Annotated in this window: 17 protein-coding genes; 8 read left to right on the forward strand and 9 right to left on the reverse strand. The window is 65.7% G+C overall.

What is annotated here, in order from left to right:
- Nucleotides 1-33: 33 nt before the first annotated feature.
- From CFB35_RS30650 to CFB35_RS30660, 3 genes are all read right to left on the reverse strand, one after another.
- The gene (locus tag CFB35_RS30650; protein ID WP_196485244.1) at nucleotides 34-1,362 is read right to left on the reverse strand and encodes an aspartate aminotransferase family protein; all 1,329 of its coding nucleotides are present in this window, start codon (nucleotides 1,360-1,362) and stop codon (nucleotides 34-36) included.
- A gap of 107 nt (nucleotides 1,363-1,469) precedes the next feature.
- Nucleotides 1,470-2,711: a phosphotransferase gene (locus tag CFB35_RS30655; protein ID WP_143328776.1), complete on the reverse strand. Its 1,242-nt coding sequence runs from the start codon at nucleotides 2,709-2,711 to the stop codon at nucleotides 1,470-1,472.
- Nucleotides 2,708-3,376: a haloacid dehalogenase type II gene (locus tag CFB35_RS30660; RefSeq protein WP_060011390.1), complete on the reverse strand. Its 669-nt coding sequence runs from the start codon at nucleotides 3,374-3,376 to the stop codon at nucleotides 2,708-2,710. The genes CFB35_RS30655 and CFB35_RS30660 overlap by 4 nt, the downstream gene beginning before the upstream one ends.
- 344 nt (nucleotides 3,377-3,720) lie before the next feature.
- Here CFB35_RS30660 and CFB35_RS30665 point away from each other — a divergent pair, with 344 nt between their 5' ends.
- Nucleotides 3,721-4,212: an Lrp/AsnC family transcriptional regulator gene (locus CFB35_RS30665; RefSeq protein WP_059578837.1), complete on the forward strand. Its 492-nt coding sequence runs from the start codon at nucleotides 3,721-3,723 to the stop codon at nucleotides 4,210-4,212.
- Nucleotides 4,213-4,387: 175 nt separating this feature from the next.
- Here the strand turns inward: CFB35_RS30665 and CFB35_RS30670 are convergent, their stop codons facing one another.
- Complete coding sequence (locus CFB35_RS30670) at nucleotides 4,388-4,666, reverse strand: hypothetical protein (RefSeq protein WP_059578833.1); 279 nt, start codon at nucleotides 4,664-4,666, stop codon at nucleotides 4,388-4,390.
- Nucleotides 4,660-5,259 (reverse strand): hypothetical protein, encoded by a 600-nt coding sequence (locus tag CFB35_RS35535; RefSeq protein ID WP_226093952.1) that lies wholly within the window; start codon nucleotides 5,257-5,259, stop codon nucleotides 4,660-4,662. Before CFB35_RS35535 ends, CFB35_RS30670 begins: the two co-directional genes overlap by 7 nt.
- Before the next feature lie 167 nt (nucleotides 5,260-5,426).
- Here CFB35_RS35535 and groES point away from each other — a divergent pair, with 167 nt between their 5' ends.
- The 3 genes from groES to CFB35_RS30690 all read left to right on the forward strand — a co-directional run bounded on the left by groES (nucleotide 5,427) and on the right by CFB35_RS30690 (nucleotide 7,851).
- Nucleotides 5,427-5,744 carry a co-chaperone GroES gene (gene groES / locus CFB35_RS30680; protein ID WP_059578904.1) on the forward strand — a complete coding sequence of 106 codons (318 nt, stop codon included), beginning with the start codon at nucleotides 5,427-5,429 and terminating at the stop codon, nucleotides 5,742-5,744.
- An 80-nt stretch (nucleotides 5,745-5,824) separates the two neighbouring features.
- Nucleotides 5,825-7,447, forward strand: a complete 1,623-nt coding sequence (gene groL / locus CFB35_RS30685) for a chaperonin GroEL (RefSeq protein WP_059578829.1) — start codon at nucleotides 5,825-5,827, stop codon at nucleotides 7,445-7,447.
- Between the two features lie 116 nt (nucleotides 7,448-7,563).
- Nucleotides 7,564-7,851, forward strand: coding sequence for a hypothetical protein (locus tag CFB35_RS30690; RefSeq protein ID WP_059644964.1), 288 nt, complete (start codon nucleotides 7,564-7,566; stop codon nucleotides 7,849-7,851).
- Nucleotides 7,852-7,957: 106 nt separating this feature from the next.
- Here the strand turns inward: CFB35_RS30690 and CFB35_RS30695 are convergent, their stop codons facing one another.
- Entirely contained in the window at nucleotides 7,958-8,863 is a 906-nt protein-coding gene (locus tag CFB35_RS30695) for a manganese catalase family protein (RefSeq protein ID WP_059578827.1), read from the reverse strand.
- Between the two features lie 248 nt (nucleotides 8,864-9,111).
- Between CFB35_RS30695 and CFB35_RS35740 the strand changes: the two genes are divergently transcribed.
- Nucleotides 9,112-9,345 carry a hypothetical protein gene (locus tag CFB35_RS35740; protein WP_059578824.1) on the forward strand — a complete coding sequence of 78 codons (234 nt, stop codon included), beginning with the start codon at nucleotides 9,112-9,114 and terminating at the stop codon, nucleotides 9,343-9,345.
- Here CFB35_RS35740 and CFB35_RS30705 read toward each other — a convergent pair.
- Both CFB35_RS30705 and CFB35_RS30710 read right to left on the reverse strand, forming a co-directional pair.
- Nucleotides 9,309-9,590: a hypothetical protein gene (locus tag CFB35_RS30705; protein ID WP_059578822.1), complete on the reverse strand. Its 282-nt coding sequence runs from the start codon at nucleotides 9,588-9,590 to the stop codon at nucleotides 9,309-9,311. The genes CFB35_RS35740 and CFB35_RS30705 overlap by 37 nt on opposite strands.
- 538 nt (nucleotides 9,591-10,128) lie before the next feature.
- On the reverse strand, nucleotides 10,129-10,731 hold the full coding sequence (locus CFB35_RS30710) for a TetR/AcrR family transcriptional regulator (protein ID WP_059578818.1): 603 nt from the start codon (nucleotides 10,729-10,731) through the stop codon (nucleotides 10,129-10,131).
- Between the two features lie 416 nt (nucleotides 10,732-11,147).
- Here CFB35_RS30710 and CFB35_RS30715 point away from each other — a divergent pair, with 416 nt between their 5' ends.
- Both CFB35_RS30715 and CFB35_RS30720 read left to right on the forward strand, forming a co-directional pair.
- Entirely contained in the window at nucleotides 11,148-11,735 is a 588-nt protein-coding gene (locus tag CFB35_RS30715; protein WP_059644760.1) for a tetratricopeptide repeat protein, read from the forward strand.
- Between the two features lie 129 nt (nucleotides 11,736-11,864).
- Nucleotides 11,865-12,692 (forward strand): hypothetical protein, encoded by an 828-nt coding sequence (locus CFB35_RS30720; RefSeq protein ID WP_059581218.1) that lies wholly within the window; start codon nucleotides 11,865-11,867, stop codon nucleotides 12,690-12,692.
- Between the two features lie 195 nt (nucleotides 12,693-12,887).
- Here CFB35_RS30720 and ansP read toward each other — a convergent pair whose 3' ends face one another.
- Nucleotides 12,888-14,378, reverse strand: coding sequence for an L-asparagine permease (gene ansP / locus CFB35_RS30725; protein ID WP_059578910.1), 1,491 nt, complete (start codon nucleotides 14,376-14,378; stop codon nucleotides 12,888-12,890).
- A gap of 460 nt (nucleotides 14,379-14,838) precedes the next feature.
- On the opposite strand from ansP, the gene CFB35_RS30730 reads away from it, so the two are divergent.
- On the forward strand, nucleotides 14,839-15,645 hold the full coding sequence (locus CFB35_RS30730; RefSeq protein WP_059578913.1) for a transporter substrate-binding domain-containing protein: 807 nt from the start codon (nucleotides 14,839-14,841) through the stop codon (nucleotides 15,643-15,645).
- Nucleotides 15,646-15,670: the final 25 nt, after the last annotated feature.

The following is a 15,670-nucleotide window of genomic DNA, read 5'->3' on the forward strand; positions in this document are numbered from 1 at the left end:
CGGCCCCCTGCATCGAGTGCCGAATACGACCGACTACAGCGCGGAGAGCACCGCGTCCAGCTCCGTCAGCAGACGGTCGGCGTCGTTGGCGCCAAATACCAGCGGCGGCCGGATCTTCAGCACGCTCGCGTCCGGTCCGGTTGCCGAAATCAGCACGCGACGCTGGCGCAAGCCATTGACGATCTCCAGTGCGGTCGCGATGTCGGTGTCCTTTTTCGTGCGGTCGCGTACGATTTCGACGCCGAAATACAGGCCCGTGCCGCGCACGTCGCCGATACATTCGTATTTCCGTGCCAGCGCGTTCAACCCCTCCAGCAGGATTGCACCGACCCGCTGCACGTTGTCCAGCAACCGTTCGTCGCGCAGCACGTCGAGCGTGGCCTGCGCGGCGGCGATGGCCACCGAATTGCCGCCGAACGTGTTGAAGTAGCGCATGTCCTGGCCGAATCCGGCGACGATCTCGGGGCGCACCACCAGGCCAGCTACCGGATAGCCGTTGCCCATCGGTTTGCCCAGCGTGACGATGTCGGGTTCGACCGAGTGACGCTCGTGCCCCCACATATGCGTACCGCTGCGCCCGAAACCCGACTGCACCTCGTCCGCGATGAACAGGCCGCCGGCGCGGCGTACGACTTCGGCCACCGGCGCCAGCACGTCGGTCGGGTACGCGAATACGCCATCCGACGAGAAGAACGAGTCGGCGATGAACGCTGCCAGACCGCCGCCGTGGCGGCGGATGTCCTCGATCTGCAACGCGACCTGCTCGGCCATGCGCCGGCCGATCTCGGGCAGCGGCACACGGTAGGAATCCGGAGCAGGCACCGTTCGCACATACGGGCCGAGCAGCGCCTTGCGACCCAGCGACGGCGAAAAGCCCGAGGTGAGATGCGAGTTGCCGTGATACGCCTCGCTGGTCACGATGACGCCCGTCTTGCCGGTGTAGTGCATCGCGATGCGCATGGCCAGATCGTTGGCTTCGGAGCCCGTGCAGGTGAACATCATCTGGCCGTCGCGAATCGACGTATTGAACGTCGCGCGCAGGGCCTCGGCGTAGTCGAGGATCGGCTCCTGCATGTAGCGGGTATGCGTGCAGAGCGTCGAGAGCTGACGGGCAATGGCGTCGACGATGCGCGGATTCGCATGCCCGACGCAGACGACGTTGTTGTAGGCATCGAGATAGTCGTTGCCTCGATCGTCGTACAGATAGACCTTCTCGCCGCGCACGATCTTCACCGGCTCGGCGTAGAACAGTCGATACGACGGGCTGAGCAGCCGTAGCCGGCGAGCGATGTGCGCCTGTGTGGCGGCGTCGAGGTGAGAGATCGCCGACGGATTGAAGCCGTTCGGCATGTCGCCGCGCAGCGCGTCGGGGGCTTTGCTCGTATCGGCGGCTTCGGCCGGCGTGGTCGGTGTCGATGTCGTGTTCATAGGTCGATCAGGGCGGGTGAGGTGAGCGGGCGAAGGAAAAACTAGAGCAACGCACGCAAAACGGTTTCGTGGTCGCGCTGCATGAACCAGCGCAGATGCTCCCATCCGGGACGAGTGAAACGCAGGATGTACGCTTCGTTTTCCGGAAACAGCATCGCACGCCATGAAGTGAGCAGCGCGCGCGCCGCGACGCGCGCCATGGCCAGATGTGGAATCAGAGCCAGTTCTTCCTCACTCAGTTGAGTGTGCGCGAGATAGCCACGCAGAAGCTCGCGCGCCTGAATGAACAGGTCGTGCGGGGCGTCGGCGTCGAAGTCGAGCGGAAACTGGTTCATGACCGCGGTGGCGACGTCGATGGCGACCGCGGTGTGCACGGTGTCGCCGAAGTCGATGATCCCGTTGACGAATTGCGGGCCGCCCGGGTTTGCGACGATGTTCGAGCGGTTGAAGTCGTTATGTACGACCTGCGTGCGACAACCCCGAAGGGCAGGCTCGATCATCGCGAAGCGGGCGAATGCCTGCTCGATCAGCGAGCGATGCAACGGGTCGGCGATATGGGTTTGCAGCCCTTTCAGGCTCGACAAGTGCTTGACGTCCCACGCCAGTACCCGATGCTCGTTTGGATGACGGAAACTGGCGAGCGCCCGTTGCAACTGCGCCAGCACTTCACCGATCTCGTAATGATCGACCGTGTCGGCATGCAGCTTGTCGAGCGGCATACCCTCGAGGTAGCTGTAGAGCCTCGCCGTCCGATGCGGATGGGCCGGTAACGCGAGCGGGACGACAAGCCGCCCCGCCGTACCGGGTATCACGCGCGGCACCGGCAACCGCGGCGCGACCGTGCCGACGTGCCGCATCGCGGCGACCTGCAAATCCAGCTCTTCGGCTGTCTCGCCCGGATTGGAGACCTTCAGTACGTACCGCGCGCCGTCGCGGGCATCGATGCGAAAAGTGTCGTCCTTCTCGGTCGAGAACCGTGCGGCCGATCCGTCGATGCCATAAATGCGGCGTGTGATCGCGACCGCGTCCGATTCGTCCAGACGGGTAAAGCCCACCGACAGGCCGCTGCCCGGCAGTGTGTCGGCGGCAGCCGAAGCAGCGCGGTGCGTGCCGCCGGAAGCAGGGGACGTGGACAACGGCGGCTCCGTGCGAGAGAAGTGGACGACACTGGTGCGGGACATTTTTGACGAGCGATCGGCCTGGGGAACGGCATCATTGGAAACGCGCGAGGCGAGCCCGCGGCAACCGTCGGAGACGGCGCCGGGGCGGTGCGACTTGCTCACAGGCCGAGATGCTCGGCCAGTTCAATGATGCTTTTGACGGGCGTGTAACCGTATTCCGGCGCTTCCGGCTCATGCCCGCGCAGCACATGGGCCTTGTGGACGATACCGAGATCGTGCGCGGTCATCAGGTCGTAGCGCGGGCTGGACGAGACATGCAGGATTTCGTGAGGCTGCACGTCGAGCTTCCTGAACATGTATTCGAATCCTTGCATTCGCGGTTTGTAAGCGCCGGCGTCTTCCGCCGTGATGACCGCATGAAACGGCGCCCCGAGCTTCTCGATGTTGCTCATGATCTGCGCGTTGTCCGCGTTGCTCAGACCGACCAGCCTGTATTTCTTCGCGAGGCGCGCGAGCCCTTCGGGCACGTCCGGATGCGGTCCCCAGGATGGCACGGCCAGATAGAACTGCTCGGCCTCCCGTTCGACGAAGGCGACGCCGGTGCGCTCGCACGTGCGGCGCACCGAATTGACGACGACGTCGCGAAACGGTTTCCATGCGCCGAGCACTTCGTCGCGACGATAGGCGGCGAACAGCTTGACGAAGTTTTCCATGGCGTCGCCGTGCAGACGATCGCCATAGATTTCCCGAGCCGTGTCGGCCATTCGGAAGTTGACGAGGGTGCCGTAGCAATCGAAAGTTATGAACTTCGGCTCGAAGTCGATCATGTCGTCAATCTCGATGAGTGGCGAATCCCCATGAGGAATTCTTGAGTGAGGAGGATTGCCGCGAGCCGCTTCGGGCAAGCGTCGGTGGCAACGTCGATACGTGAAATTTAAACGGGGGCGACTGCGCTATTCAGCCGAATTGCGCGGCGAGAAAAACAAGATTCCACGCGTTTTCGACGCGATCGACGGCAGCTTCTGCGGTGTGAAACGGCGCGCTGCCGGGTGCCGGGGACAGAACGCAAGATCGTAATTTCGTCATGCCGGCCGGTCGGCTACTATCCGTCTTGGCGCGAGTGCGAAGGCACTCGTCCGGAGGCACCCGACTGAACGAACGCAGGGCGGAGATGAAAGCGGATTGCACACTTGACCGGCTGGACTTGCGCATTCTGGCCGAGTTGCAGGATCACGGTCGCATGACCAACGTCGAGCTGGCCGACGCCGTCGGGCTTTCGCCCAGCCCGTGCCTGACGCGCATCAAGCGGCTCGAGAACGCGGGATTCATTACGGGCTACGGCGCAACGGTGCGGATCGAGAAGATCGGCGCGTTTCAGATCGTGTTTGCCAAGATCACCCTCACCGACCATCGTCGCGAAGACTTCGTGCGTTTTATCGACGCCATCAGCGACATCGACGAGATCATGGAGTGCCATCACGCGACGGGCGGCTACGATTATCTGCTCAAGTTCGTCACACGCGACATCGACCACTTCCGCGACCTGATGGAAGGGCTGGTGAAACGCGATATCGGTATCGAAAAGTATTTCAGCTACGTGATCATTGCGTCGCCGATCGTAAAGAGCGGCTTTCGGCTGGACGCGATCTCCGCCGCGGAGTGAAGCAAGCGGTGCACGATCCGTGGCTGAACTGAACGGCAGCGCGGGTTTGCTTCGAGCGAAGTAGCGTGGGGGCGGCCGGTTGCCGGATCGCGTGCCGCTCGTGTCGAGCGGCACGTGTCGACCGGAACCGCGTTCGGGCGCCGCCATGCTACCCGTCTGCCATCCGGGCACCGCATCATCCGGCCTCGTCCGATAGGGCGACAGGCGTTTCGCCTTGACCGCCGCGCTGCGCGGTAGGCCCGTGGCCCCGGCGCGAATGGATGTCGGCCCCGAGCGCGTGGAGAATCGATCGGCCTTTCTTCGTCAGATACGCGCGTCGGCGGCCGGGGGCGCCGTGCTCGAGCATGACGAGTTGCCGTTCGAGCAACGCATCGAGTTCGGCGCGATTCATGTCGAGCTGATCCGGCGCCTGGCACACCAGCATCAGCGTCGCGAATTCGTGCGGGCTCAGCATGGCCGCCCCCCGTCGAGCGCGGAGCCGCCCCCGGCGAGCGTGACGCGGAAAAACGAAACAGGGTGCAGCAGGCGTCCGGGCGCGGCGACCCGACGGCGCGGCGGCTTCGGCCGGCCGATCGCGGCGGGTTGGCCCGCGCCGCGCAACACGAATGGCTTGCGTGTCAAACGTATCCGGGCGCCGGTCGGCGCGAAGCGACCGGTGCCGTTGCGCGCTATCCGCAGGCCGGCCGGCAGACCGGTGACGACGCGGGCGGCGCGTCGTGGTCGGCGGCCGACCCCCGGCAGCCGATCGAAGATGAAGAAAGGATCGTTCATGATTCGCTCCCGGTTGGACCCCGCACGGAGGACGAACCGGACCACGCGCTCCAGTTCGTCGATCCGCGAGCGGTCTCGCTGACAAACAAATCGAAACACGCAGCGCGTAAGCCGCGGCTGCTTGAGCGATACCAAAATAGGACGGGACGCGCGGATTTCAAGCGTCGTCGCGCGACGATTCGCGTGGCCCGGAGCGCCGACCGTCGACGCCGTGTCGACGCTCGTGACGGGACGTCGCGGGAACACCGACCGTTGCGCGAACGTCGCTTTCGCCATGAAACATTTTGTTACATATGCGCATTCATCGCCCTCTTGAAGCGCGCTTCCCACGCCACTATTTCGCTTTTCGCCAATCGACGGCACGCCGGCGCAGCGCAGCATCTGCGCGTGCGGGCGCCGGCGGATTCCCTTTTTCAGGTGATCTCATCGCTCAGGAGATGAAAATGCAGATTCGTCCCCTCTACGACCGGGTTATCGTCAAGCGAATCGAACAGCAGCGGACGACGGCCTCGGGCATCGTGATTCCCGATTCGGCCGCCGAACGGCCCGAGCAGGGTGAAGTGATTGCGGTCGGCAGCGGCAGGCTGCTCCAGGACGGCTCGCAGCGCCCGCTGCAGCTCCAGGTCGGCGACCAGGTTCTCTTCGGCAAGTACGCAGGCCAGACCGTGAAGGTGAACGGCGAGGAACTGCTCGTGATGCGCGAAGAGGACGTCATGGGCGTACTCGAACCCGAATCGCAGGCCGCCAGGAACGCGGCCTGAATGCCGATTCGACCGCGTCGCACGGGTGTCTGCCCGATGCGCGCGGCATCCCGTTCAACGACTGTATCCGGAGCAAGAAAATGAGTGCAAAAGACGTGAAATTCCGCGACGGCGCCCGCCAGCATATCGTCAAGGGCGTGAACGTGCTGGCCGACGCGGTGAAGGTGACGCTGGGCCCGAAGGGCCGCAACGTCCTGATCGAACGCGGCTTCGGCGCGCCCGTGATCACGAAGGACGGCGTGTCGGTCGCGAAGGAAATCGAGCTGAAGGACCGCTTCGAGAACATGGGCGCGCAGATCGTCAAGCAGGTCGCGTCCAAGACGGCCGACGTGGCCGGCGACGGGACGACCACCGCCACCGTGCTCGCGCAGGCGATCGTGCAGGAAGGCATGAAGCACGTCGCGGCCGGCATGAACCCGATGGATCTGAAACGCGGCATCGACAAGGCCGTCGGCGCGGTGCTCGACGAGTTGCGCAAGCTGTCGCGGCCGATTTCGACCCACAAGGAAATCGCGCAGGTCGGCGCGATTTCCGCGAACTCCGACGACGCGATCGGCAAGATCATCGCCGATGCGATGGAGAAAGTCGGCAAGGACGGCGTGATCACCGTCGAGGACGGCAAGTCGTTGGAGAACGAACTCGACGTGGTCGAAGGCATGCAGTTCGATCGCGGCTACGTGAGCCCGTATTTCATCAACGACCCGGCGAAGCAGGCGGCCTATCTCGACGACGCGCTGATTCTGCTGCACGACAAGAAGATCTCCAGCGTCCGCGACCTCCTGCCGATCCTCGAAGCGGCGTCCAAGGCCGGCAAGCCGCTGCTGATCGTGGCCGAGGATGTCGAGGCCGAAGCGCTCGCGACGCTCGTCGTGAATTCGATGCGCGGCATTCTGAAGGTCGCCGCCGTCAAGGCGCCCGGTTTCGGCGACCGACGCAAGGCGATGCTCGAGGATCTCGCGATCCTGACCGGTGCGACGGTGATCTCGGAGGAAACCGGCAAGCAGCTCGACAAGGCCACGCTCGAGGATCTTGGCAGTGCGAAGCGTGTCGAGGTGCGCAAGGACGATACGATCATCATCGACGGCGCGGGCGATGCGGCGCGCATCGAGGCGCGCGTGAAGTCGATTCGCGTGCAGATCGACGAAGCGACGAGCGACTACGATCGCGAGAAGCTGCAGGAGCGCGTCGCGAAGCTCGCGGGCGGCGTGGCGGTGATCAAGGTCGGCGCGGTCACCGAGGTCGAGATGAAGGAGAAGAAGGATCGCGTCGACGATGCGCTGCATGCGACGCGCGCCGCGGTCGAGGAGGGCATCGTGCCGGGCGGCGGCGTCGCGCTGCTGCGCGCGCGTGCGGCGCTGTCGGACATCCGCGGCGCGAATGCGGACCAGGACGCCGGCATCCGGATCGTGCTGCGCGCGCTGGAGGCGCCGCTGCGCGTCATCGCGGCCAATGCGGGCGACGAACCGTCGGTCGTGATCTCGAAGGTGCTCGAGGGCAAGGGGAACTTCGGCTACAACGCGGCGACCGGCGAGTACGGCGATCTGGTCGAGGCAGGCGTGGTCGATCCGACCAAGGTCACGCGTACCGCGCTGCAGAACGCCGCGTCGATCGCGAGCCTGGTGCTGACGACCGATGCGACCGTCGCGCAAGCACCGAAAGAGGACAGCGCCGAGCCGGCCTCCGCGCCCGAACTCGGCTACTGACCTGCCTCGCAGGCCCGCCAGCGATGGTCGAACAGCCGCTGGCCGGAGCGGCTTTTGCCGGCGCGCGCGACAGCGGGGGCGCGTCGCGCCGTTTTTTCATGTTTGCGAGACCGACGATGAAGCTCGAACTTTCGATCGATTCCAGGCCGCTGAACGTCGAGATCGACGATGTGATCGCGGGCCTGCTCGCCGCGCGGCTCGGCCTGCCTCCGGACGGCGACCATCGCGGCGCGATCGGCCGCTACCTCGGCGACGCGGCGGGGCCGTGGACGCTCGACGACGACCATATGCGCAAGCGTGTGATGCGCCGCCTGATTCTCGACATCGCCGATCCGACGCTGGTCATCCAGTATCTGATGGCGGACCAGGGCGACCAGAGCCGGTCGGGCGAAACGGGCGCGTGATGCGCGCCGAACGCGCCCGCCCGTTCGGCGAGGCGTCGGGCGCGCCGTTGTTCCTGCCGCTTCGCCGGCGCGTCGGCGTCCTCGTCGTACGGCCGGACACATCCGTTCAGGCACTGTCCGGCTTGCCCGGCTTGCGGCCCTGAGGAGCCGGCTGCCCCGCGCCGAGCTCGGCGCCCGTCACCGGGTCGCTGTCCGGATCGGACGCGAGCCGCTGCGCCATCGCCTCGATGGCCTCCGCTTGCTGCGCGTCGAGCATGCCCTCGGCAATTCCGCTGCCGCCGTCGACCGCCGGTTCCGCGGGACGGATTTCCAGTTCGCCGCCGTGGTTCCACGGGCCGACCAGCGGCGCGGCATCCGGCTGCATCCGGAAGTACACGTGATCGTACGGCGCCTTCGGCGGCAGCTTGCCCGGCGGGAAATTCGCGGTGATCGCATACAGCGCCTTCTCGAACGACATCTGGTGCGACACCTCGCGTGTCATCAGGAAGCCCAGCGCGTCGCGAATGTCCGGATCGTCGGTCACGTTGATCAGCCGCTCGTAGATGATCTTCGCGCGTGCTTCGGCCGCGATGTTCGAGCGCAGGTCGGCCGTCGGTTCGCCGATCGTGTCGATGTACGCGGCCGACCATGGCACGCCGCCCGAATTGGTCAGCGGCGCGCCCGCGCCGTACAGCACCTGCGTCACGTGGCTGTCGTTGCCCGCCCCGTGCAGCTTGCGGTACAGCTCGGCCTGTTCGTCGACCGCTTCGGCGAGTTCGCCCTTGGCGCCGCGGTTCAGCATCGCGGCCATCGAGCCGATCACTTCGAGGTGGCTCAGCTCCTCGGTGGCGATGTCGAGCAGCATGTCCTTGCGGCCCGGGTCTTCCTCGGTGATCGCCTGCGTGAAATAACGCATCGCGGCGGCGAGTTCGCCCTGCGGGCCGCCGAACTGCTCGAGCAGCAGATTGGCGAGGCCGGGATTCGGCGCGCCGACGCGCACCGTGTACTGAAGCCGTGTGTTGTGGATGAACATGGCATCTCCGTGGAAAGGATTGCGCGGGATTCGCCGAGTCCAACCAGCACGAACCGATCCCGATGCCGGCCGGAAGTCCCCGGTATGCGCGATGCCGGCCGGTGCGTGCGGCGGAATGGGAGCGGGGGAGCGGCTTCCGGCGGGCGCTGCTGGCGCTCGTTGCGCGACACGCGCGCATCGCGTGACCTGCACCTTTCGTTGCCGGATTTTCAAGCGGTTGTCATTTGTCTGCGCGACGGCCCCGGCAGATGATCGTGCAGGGCTTCGTGGGACCCGGGATTCCGGTCTGGTTGCGCACGTTCGTCACGATGTCGCCCGCGTTGGTCGTCGGGACGGGCATCGATTCGATGCGGGCGCTGGCGATCAGCCAGGTCGTGCTGTCCGCCGTCGCCGCGCTGAAAGCGGTTTGCAGGCGGGGCCGACCGGCGCCGGCCGGCGTGCCGGTTCATCGCGCTTTCAGCATTTCGTCGGCGAGCCGATAGGCGCTCACCGCGCGCTTCGATTCGTAGTCGGCGATCGTCGACACGTTGCGCCCGGCGTCGCGCGACAGCAGTCCTTGCAGCGCGGCGGCGGCGAAGAAATCGCGCAGGTCCGGCGTTGCGGATTTCGGCTCGGGCGGCGCGGCTTCGACGAGCGGCCCCGCTTTCCAGAACACGGGCGACGGAGTGGCCGCCTTGGAGACGGCGGCGGTTTGCTTGATGCTCACATCCTGGGAAAACGGCGTCATTTCTTCCCCTTCGATCACGTATCTGTTGGCGAAACAGCGTAACGTCCCCGACTGCATGAGCGAGCATCGTCTCGTGTTGTTTTTGAGCGGTACTAACTGCTTGATCGACGCGAATATTCGCTGGTAATACGGTATCCGTCAAAGAAAATAAATTGGATCCGGGTGGCCGGCGTGCGAGCACGATTCGTTCCCGCGCGCGAGCGATGGGAGGCGGTGCGTTTCGCGAACCGAGGTGGATGGTAGGGCAGCGACAATGACGTTCCGGTGAAACGAAAAGCGGGCGACGCATCGATCGGGACGCGAACGCGCAGCCGCCTGGCCGTTTATGTTTCCGCTGCCCGCTGCCCGCTGCCCGCTGCCCGTGAGGCCGTTCCGATTCCGCTGCCGGATGTCATATCGATCGACATGCACCCGGTTTGCATTCGGCGCATGCGATTGCCGCACTCGCGCGAAACCGGTCAGCGCATCCGGTCATGCACGTCGTGCCCCGGCGCCCCCGACCGCGGTTGGCGCGCCACACGGCGGTGTGCGGCGGGCGTTACGTCGGGCTGCCCGCACCGTCCGCGGACGAGCCGGCCGCGTGCATCGCCTGTTCGAGAAGGGCATGCGCGGCCTGCCACGCGCGGCCGGCCGCCGCGGAATCGTTGAACGCCCGGGCTTCGACCGTGGCGCCGTCCAGCAGCATCATGAAGACGGTCGCGAGCCGGTTTGCCGTTTCGGGCGGCACGAGCGCGGCGATCAGTTCTCCGATCCATTCGACCATCTTGCGGCGATAGCGAATCGCGACGCCCGAGATCGGCGCGTAAGCGGTGCCGAATTCGGCCAGCGCCCGCTCGAACAGGCAGCCGGCGAATTCGGGCGTCCTGAACCACGCCGCGTACCAGTCGAAGATGGTCTTGACGCGTTCGACCGGATCGACGACGTGCTGCAACTGCGCGTCGATGCTGCCGACGATCAGGTCGTAGCGCTGGACCAGCACTTCGCGGATGAGCTCGTCCTTGCTCGCGAAATGCCGGTACAGCGTCATGCGGGCGACACCGGAATCGTCGATGATCCAGTCGACGCCCACCGGGTGGAATCCGTGCCTCGAGAACAGTTCGGTCGCTTTGTCTACCACCAGCTGGCGTTTGTTGGCTCGCACGAACGGCTTCCTCCTAGATGTTTCAGCAGCATAGACCGATTATTCTAGCATCATGCCGCTCGATGACATCGGCCTCCCGCCCCTGTCTGACGGTACTTCCGGCTCGGTATGCTTCACGCGGCAAACCGGTTATCGAGTCGTCTTGACTATTGGATAGACCGATATGTATCATTTGAACCGAGTGAGCCGTGGTCGATATTGCGTGGATCGAAGAGACGGAACCGGGGTGGATTTCCGTTTGCGCTTTCCGCCCGATCCCACGCTGCAACGATGCGTCAAGCCGAAAAGAGAACCTGAGAGAGCCTTGGCACGGGGCCCGCGGACGATCTTCACCGCGCCCCGCACCGGCCGGGGGCATGCTCGCGGGGCGAGCGCGCAAAGCAATACGGCGCCAATAAAACTTGAGGATGGTACCCATGTATCGCCGTTTACTCGCACCGGGGCTGCTGTTGCTGTTGGCCGCCTGCGCGCAGGATCCGTCCATCACCAGCAGCACGGTACGGATCTGCGACGACACGGGGTGTTCCGATCGCCCTAAAGATCAGGTCTCCTATCAAAAAAGGGACGATGCGGACGACCGGGAAGATCCGCGCATCGCCGCGCTCAAGCAAACCGCGAAGACCCAGCCGAAGGCCGCCTACGACCTCGGCCTGCGCTATTTCCGCGGCGACGGCGTGCGCCAGGACAGCTACCAGGCCCTCAAGTGGATGCGCGAGGCCGCCGAACGCGGCGACCTGAACGCGCAGAAGGCGCTCGGCAGTTTCTACCTGTTCGGCCTCGAGGAAATGGGCTCGGATGCGCGCGAAGCGGAGAAGTGGCTGTCGATCGCGGCCGGCCGCGGCGACAAGGAATCGAAAAAGCTGCTCGATCTCGCGCGCAAGGCGAAGAAGGAAGACGAAGAAGACTGGAAATGGCGCACGCAGTGGCGTGATGTCTATTACGGCTACTGGTACTCGGGCTATCCGTACTACGGCGTCTGGCAGCAGACGTACTGGTACTACTGACCGGGCATCGGGCCTGAAGCAACGGGGGCAGCCGCGGGGAGACCACCATCGCGCGCCAAGCCGGGGGGGCTTATCGAAGTTCGCACGGACCCATAAGCCGAACAACGACTCTAATCGATCGACAACGACATGAAGACCAACCTTTCCCAACGTCTGATTCAAGGTGCGCTGGTTGCAGCGCTTGGCGCGTCCGTCGCGGGGTGCGGCGGCATGGTGACGCCCGGCGGGCAGAACGCCGGGGTGACGGGCGCGGCGGCCGGCGGCGCGAGCGCCGGCGCCGATTCGCAGTTGCAGCGCTGCGCGTCGCCGCTGGGCACGATCGCGGTCGACGACGGCCGCAACGCCGACTGGTGGGGCCCGTTCGGCAGCGCGACGAAGGTGACGAGCATCGACCCGCTGCTGCGGCTGGCCGTGCAGCAGTCGAACTGCTTCGTGATCACGTCGATCGGCAACCAGAAGAGCGACGCGCGCCTGTCGCGCATCACGCAACTGCAACGCAACTCGGGCGAATATCGCGCGGGCTCGAAGCAGCAGAAGGGCCAGCGTGTGGCGGCCGACTACTACATGGAGCCGCAGATCGTGATCAACGATTCGCCGATCGGCGGGATCGGCAGCATGATCGGCGGGCTGATCGGCAACAGCGCGGTGGCGGCGGTGGCGGGGCACCTGCAGACGAAGGCGTCGGTGGTCACGCTGACGCTGTTCGACGTGCGGTCGGCGGTGCAGATCGCGGCATCGGAAGGCAGCTCGACGGCGACGAACTACGGCGCGGCGCTGGGCGGCCTCGGCGGCGGGGTGGGCGGCGGGCTCGCCGGTTTCTCGACGACGCCGGAAGGCAAGGCGACGGTCGTCGCGTTCATCGACGCGTGGAACAAGATGGTCGTCGCGCTGCGCAGCTACAAGGCGCAGGACGTGAAGGGCGGCCTGGGCCGCGGTGGCCAGCTTCAGGTCAACTGACGCTGACGGGCCGGCGGGATGCCGCCGGCCGCTTGTCGCGCGCGACCCACCCATTGCGAGCGCCTTGCCGGTCGGTGAGCCATGCCGTGCGGACGTGGCGTCCCGGGTGCTCGTCCCCGATCGTTGCCACACGGCGTTGTCGGACACCCGGCACGACTCGGCGGGAACGGTCGCCGAGTCGCGCCGGGCCGGGGCTCAGTCGTCTCCTTTCTCCAGTACGTTCTGCGTGAGCGTGACCGACGGAATCGTCGGCTTGAGCAACGCGCGGCGCGCGCGACGGCTCAGCCACTTCCAGCCGGCCACGAGCAGCAGCGCGACCAGCGGGATCGATGCGATCGTCCACGTGCCGTTCGGGTAGTCGAACGCCATCAACACCAGCACGCCGAGCAGGAACAGCAGCGTGAGCCACGACGTCACGGGTGCGCCCGGCATCCTGAACGATACGTCGTCCACCTCGCCGCGCCTGACCGCGGCGCGGAACTTCATCTGGCACACGACGATGAAGCCCCATGTGCTGACGATGCCGAGCGACGCGATGTTCAGCACGATCTCGAACACGCTCGACGGCACGAGATAGTTGAGCAGCACGCCGACCACATAGATCGCGACCGTCACCAGAATGCCCGCGTACGGCACGGATTGCGCGCTCATTCGCGCGAGGAACGCGGGAGCCGAGCCGCCCATCGACAGCGAACGCAACACGCGCCCCGTCGAATACAGGCCGGAGTTGAGGCTCGACAGCGCGGCCGTCAGCACGACGAGGTTCATCACCGAGCCGATGCCCGGCACGCCGAGCGCGCCGAAGAACGTGACGAACGGGCTCTGGCCCGCCTTGTACGCGCTCCACGGCAGCAGGCACACCAGCAGCACCACCGACGCGACGTAGAAAATCGCGATGCGCCAGATCACGTTGTTGATCGCGCGCGGCAGCACCTTGCGTGCATCCTTGCATTCGCCGGCGGCCGTGCCGACGAGTTCGACGCCCGCGAACGCGAATACCACGCCCTGTACCAGCACCAGCGCCGGCATCAGTCCGTGCGGAAAGAACCCGCCGTTGTCGGTGATCAGATGCATGCCGGTGTCGTGGCCGGCGACCGGCATGCCCGTGCCGAGGATGACCGAACCGATCACGAGAAACAGCACGATCGCAGCGACCTTGATCAGCGCGAACCAGAACTCCATCTCGGCGAACCACTTCACGCCGATCAGGTTCATCGTCGCGACGATGCAGAGCGCGACGAGCGCGAAGATCCACTGCGGCACGGCCGCGAACGGCGCCCAGTAATGCATGTAGAGCGCGACGGCGGTGATGTCGACGATGCCGGTCATCGCCCAGTTCAGGAAGTACATCCAGCCGGCGACGAACGATGCCTTCTCGCCGAGGAATTCGCGCGCGTACGACACGAAGCTGCCGCTGCTGGGGCGATGCATCACGAGCTCGCCGAGCGCGCGCAGGATCAGGAACGAAAACGCGCCGCATACCAGATAGACGATCGCGAGCGACGGGCCGGCGGCCTGCAGCCGGCCGCCCGCCCCGAGAAACAGCCCGGTGCCGATGGCCCCGCCAATCGCGATCATCTGCACCTGTCGATTGCCGAGGGTCTTGTGATAGCCGGCTTCGTGCGATTCGAGCCAGCTGCGTTTGTCGGTTTCGCCGGTTGTCGACGGTTCGGGAATCGATGCCATGACGGTATCCTCGCGCACGGATGGGATTGAATTCATCCCGATCGCGAGGCGATCGGGACCACCGGTACCGGCGGACGAGGGCGCGGAATCAAGCGCACCTGTCCCGATTGCGATTCGCCGGGCGTGGCGAACGGCACGGTACGTCGCGAACGTATTCAGCCGTAATTCCCGTCACAAACGGAATGCAAATTTCGACTGGGCCTGTTCGAATCCGTGCATAGGGGCCGGGCGGCGGGTGAACCGGTCAGTTAATTTGGTGCGCCGGCGCGCCCTGTGAGGGCAACCGCCGCCGCCGGCGCCGGCTCATGCACCGAAATGAGGAATGCGGATCGACGGGTCGCCCGGCTGGGTCGGTGCGGCAAGCGTTGCACGGGGCGTGGCCCGGTTCTTGCTGGAGTCGTGTCGGGCCGCGCAACGGTTGCGCGCGCCCCGACGACATACCAGACAAGGAAGATTCACCGTGAGCCCGACGACCCGACCGTTCCCCCGACGCACCTGGCTGGCTGCGTTGATCGCCGCACCCGTGATGGCGCTGTTCGCCGCCGCGCCGGCCCATGCCGATGCGCTCGACACCATCGCGAAAAACGGCACGCTGCGCGTCGCGGTGCCCGAGGACTATCCGCCTTTCGGCTCGGTCGGCACGGACATGCAGCCGCAGGGCTACGACATCGACATGGCCGGTCTGCTCGCCAAGGCGCTCGGCGTCAAGCTGAAGCTGGTGCCCGTGAACAGCGCGAACCGGATTCCGTACCTGACGACCAACAAGGTCGACATGGTGATCTCGTCGCTCGGCAAGACGCCGGAGCGCGAGAAGGTCATCGATTTCTCGAGCGCGTACGCACCGTATTTCCAGGGCGTGTTCGGCCCGTCCGACGTGAAGGTGAGCGCGCCCGCCGACCTGACCGGCAAGACGGTCGGCGCCACGCGCGGCGCGCTCGAGGAGATCGCGCTGTCGCAGCTCGCGCCCAACGCGACGATCAAGCGCTTCGAGGACAACAACGCGACGATCCAGGCGTTCCTGTCGGGGCAAGTGCAACTGATCGCGGCCGGCAACATCGTCGCGGCGGCGATTCTCGCGAAGAATCCGCCGCGCCGCCCCGAGGTCAAGTTCGTGATCAAGAATTCGCCGTGCTTCGTCGGCGTCAACAAGAACGAACCGCGCCTGCTCGCGAAGATCGACGATGCGATCGCGCATGCGAAGCAGGACGGCACGCTGGGCGAGATGTCGCGGAAGTGGCTCGGCCAGCCGCTGCCGGCCGGACTGTGACGAATCGTCGTGTCGCCTGACACGT

Source organism: Burkholderia sp. AU16482, from assembly GCF_002223285.1.
Lineage (GTDB): Bacteria > Pseudomonadota > Gammaproteobacteria > Burkholderiales > Burkholderiaceae > Burkholderia > Burkholderia semiarida.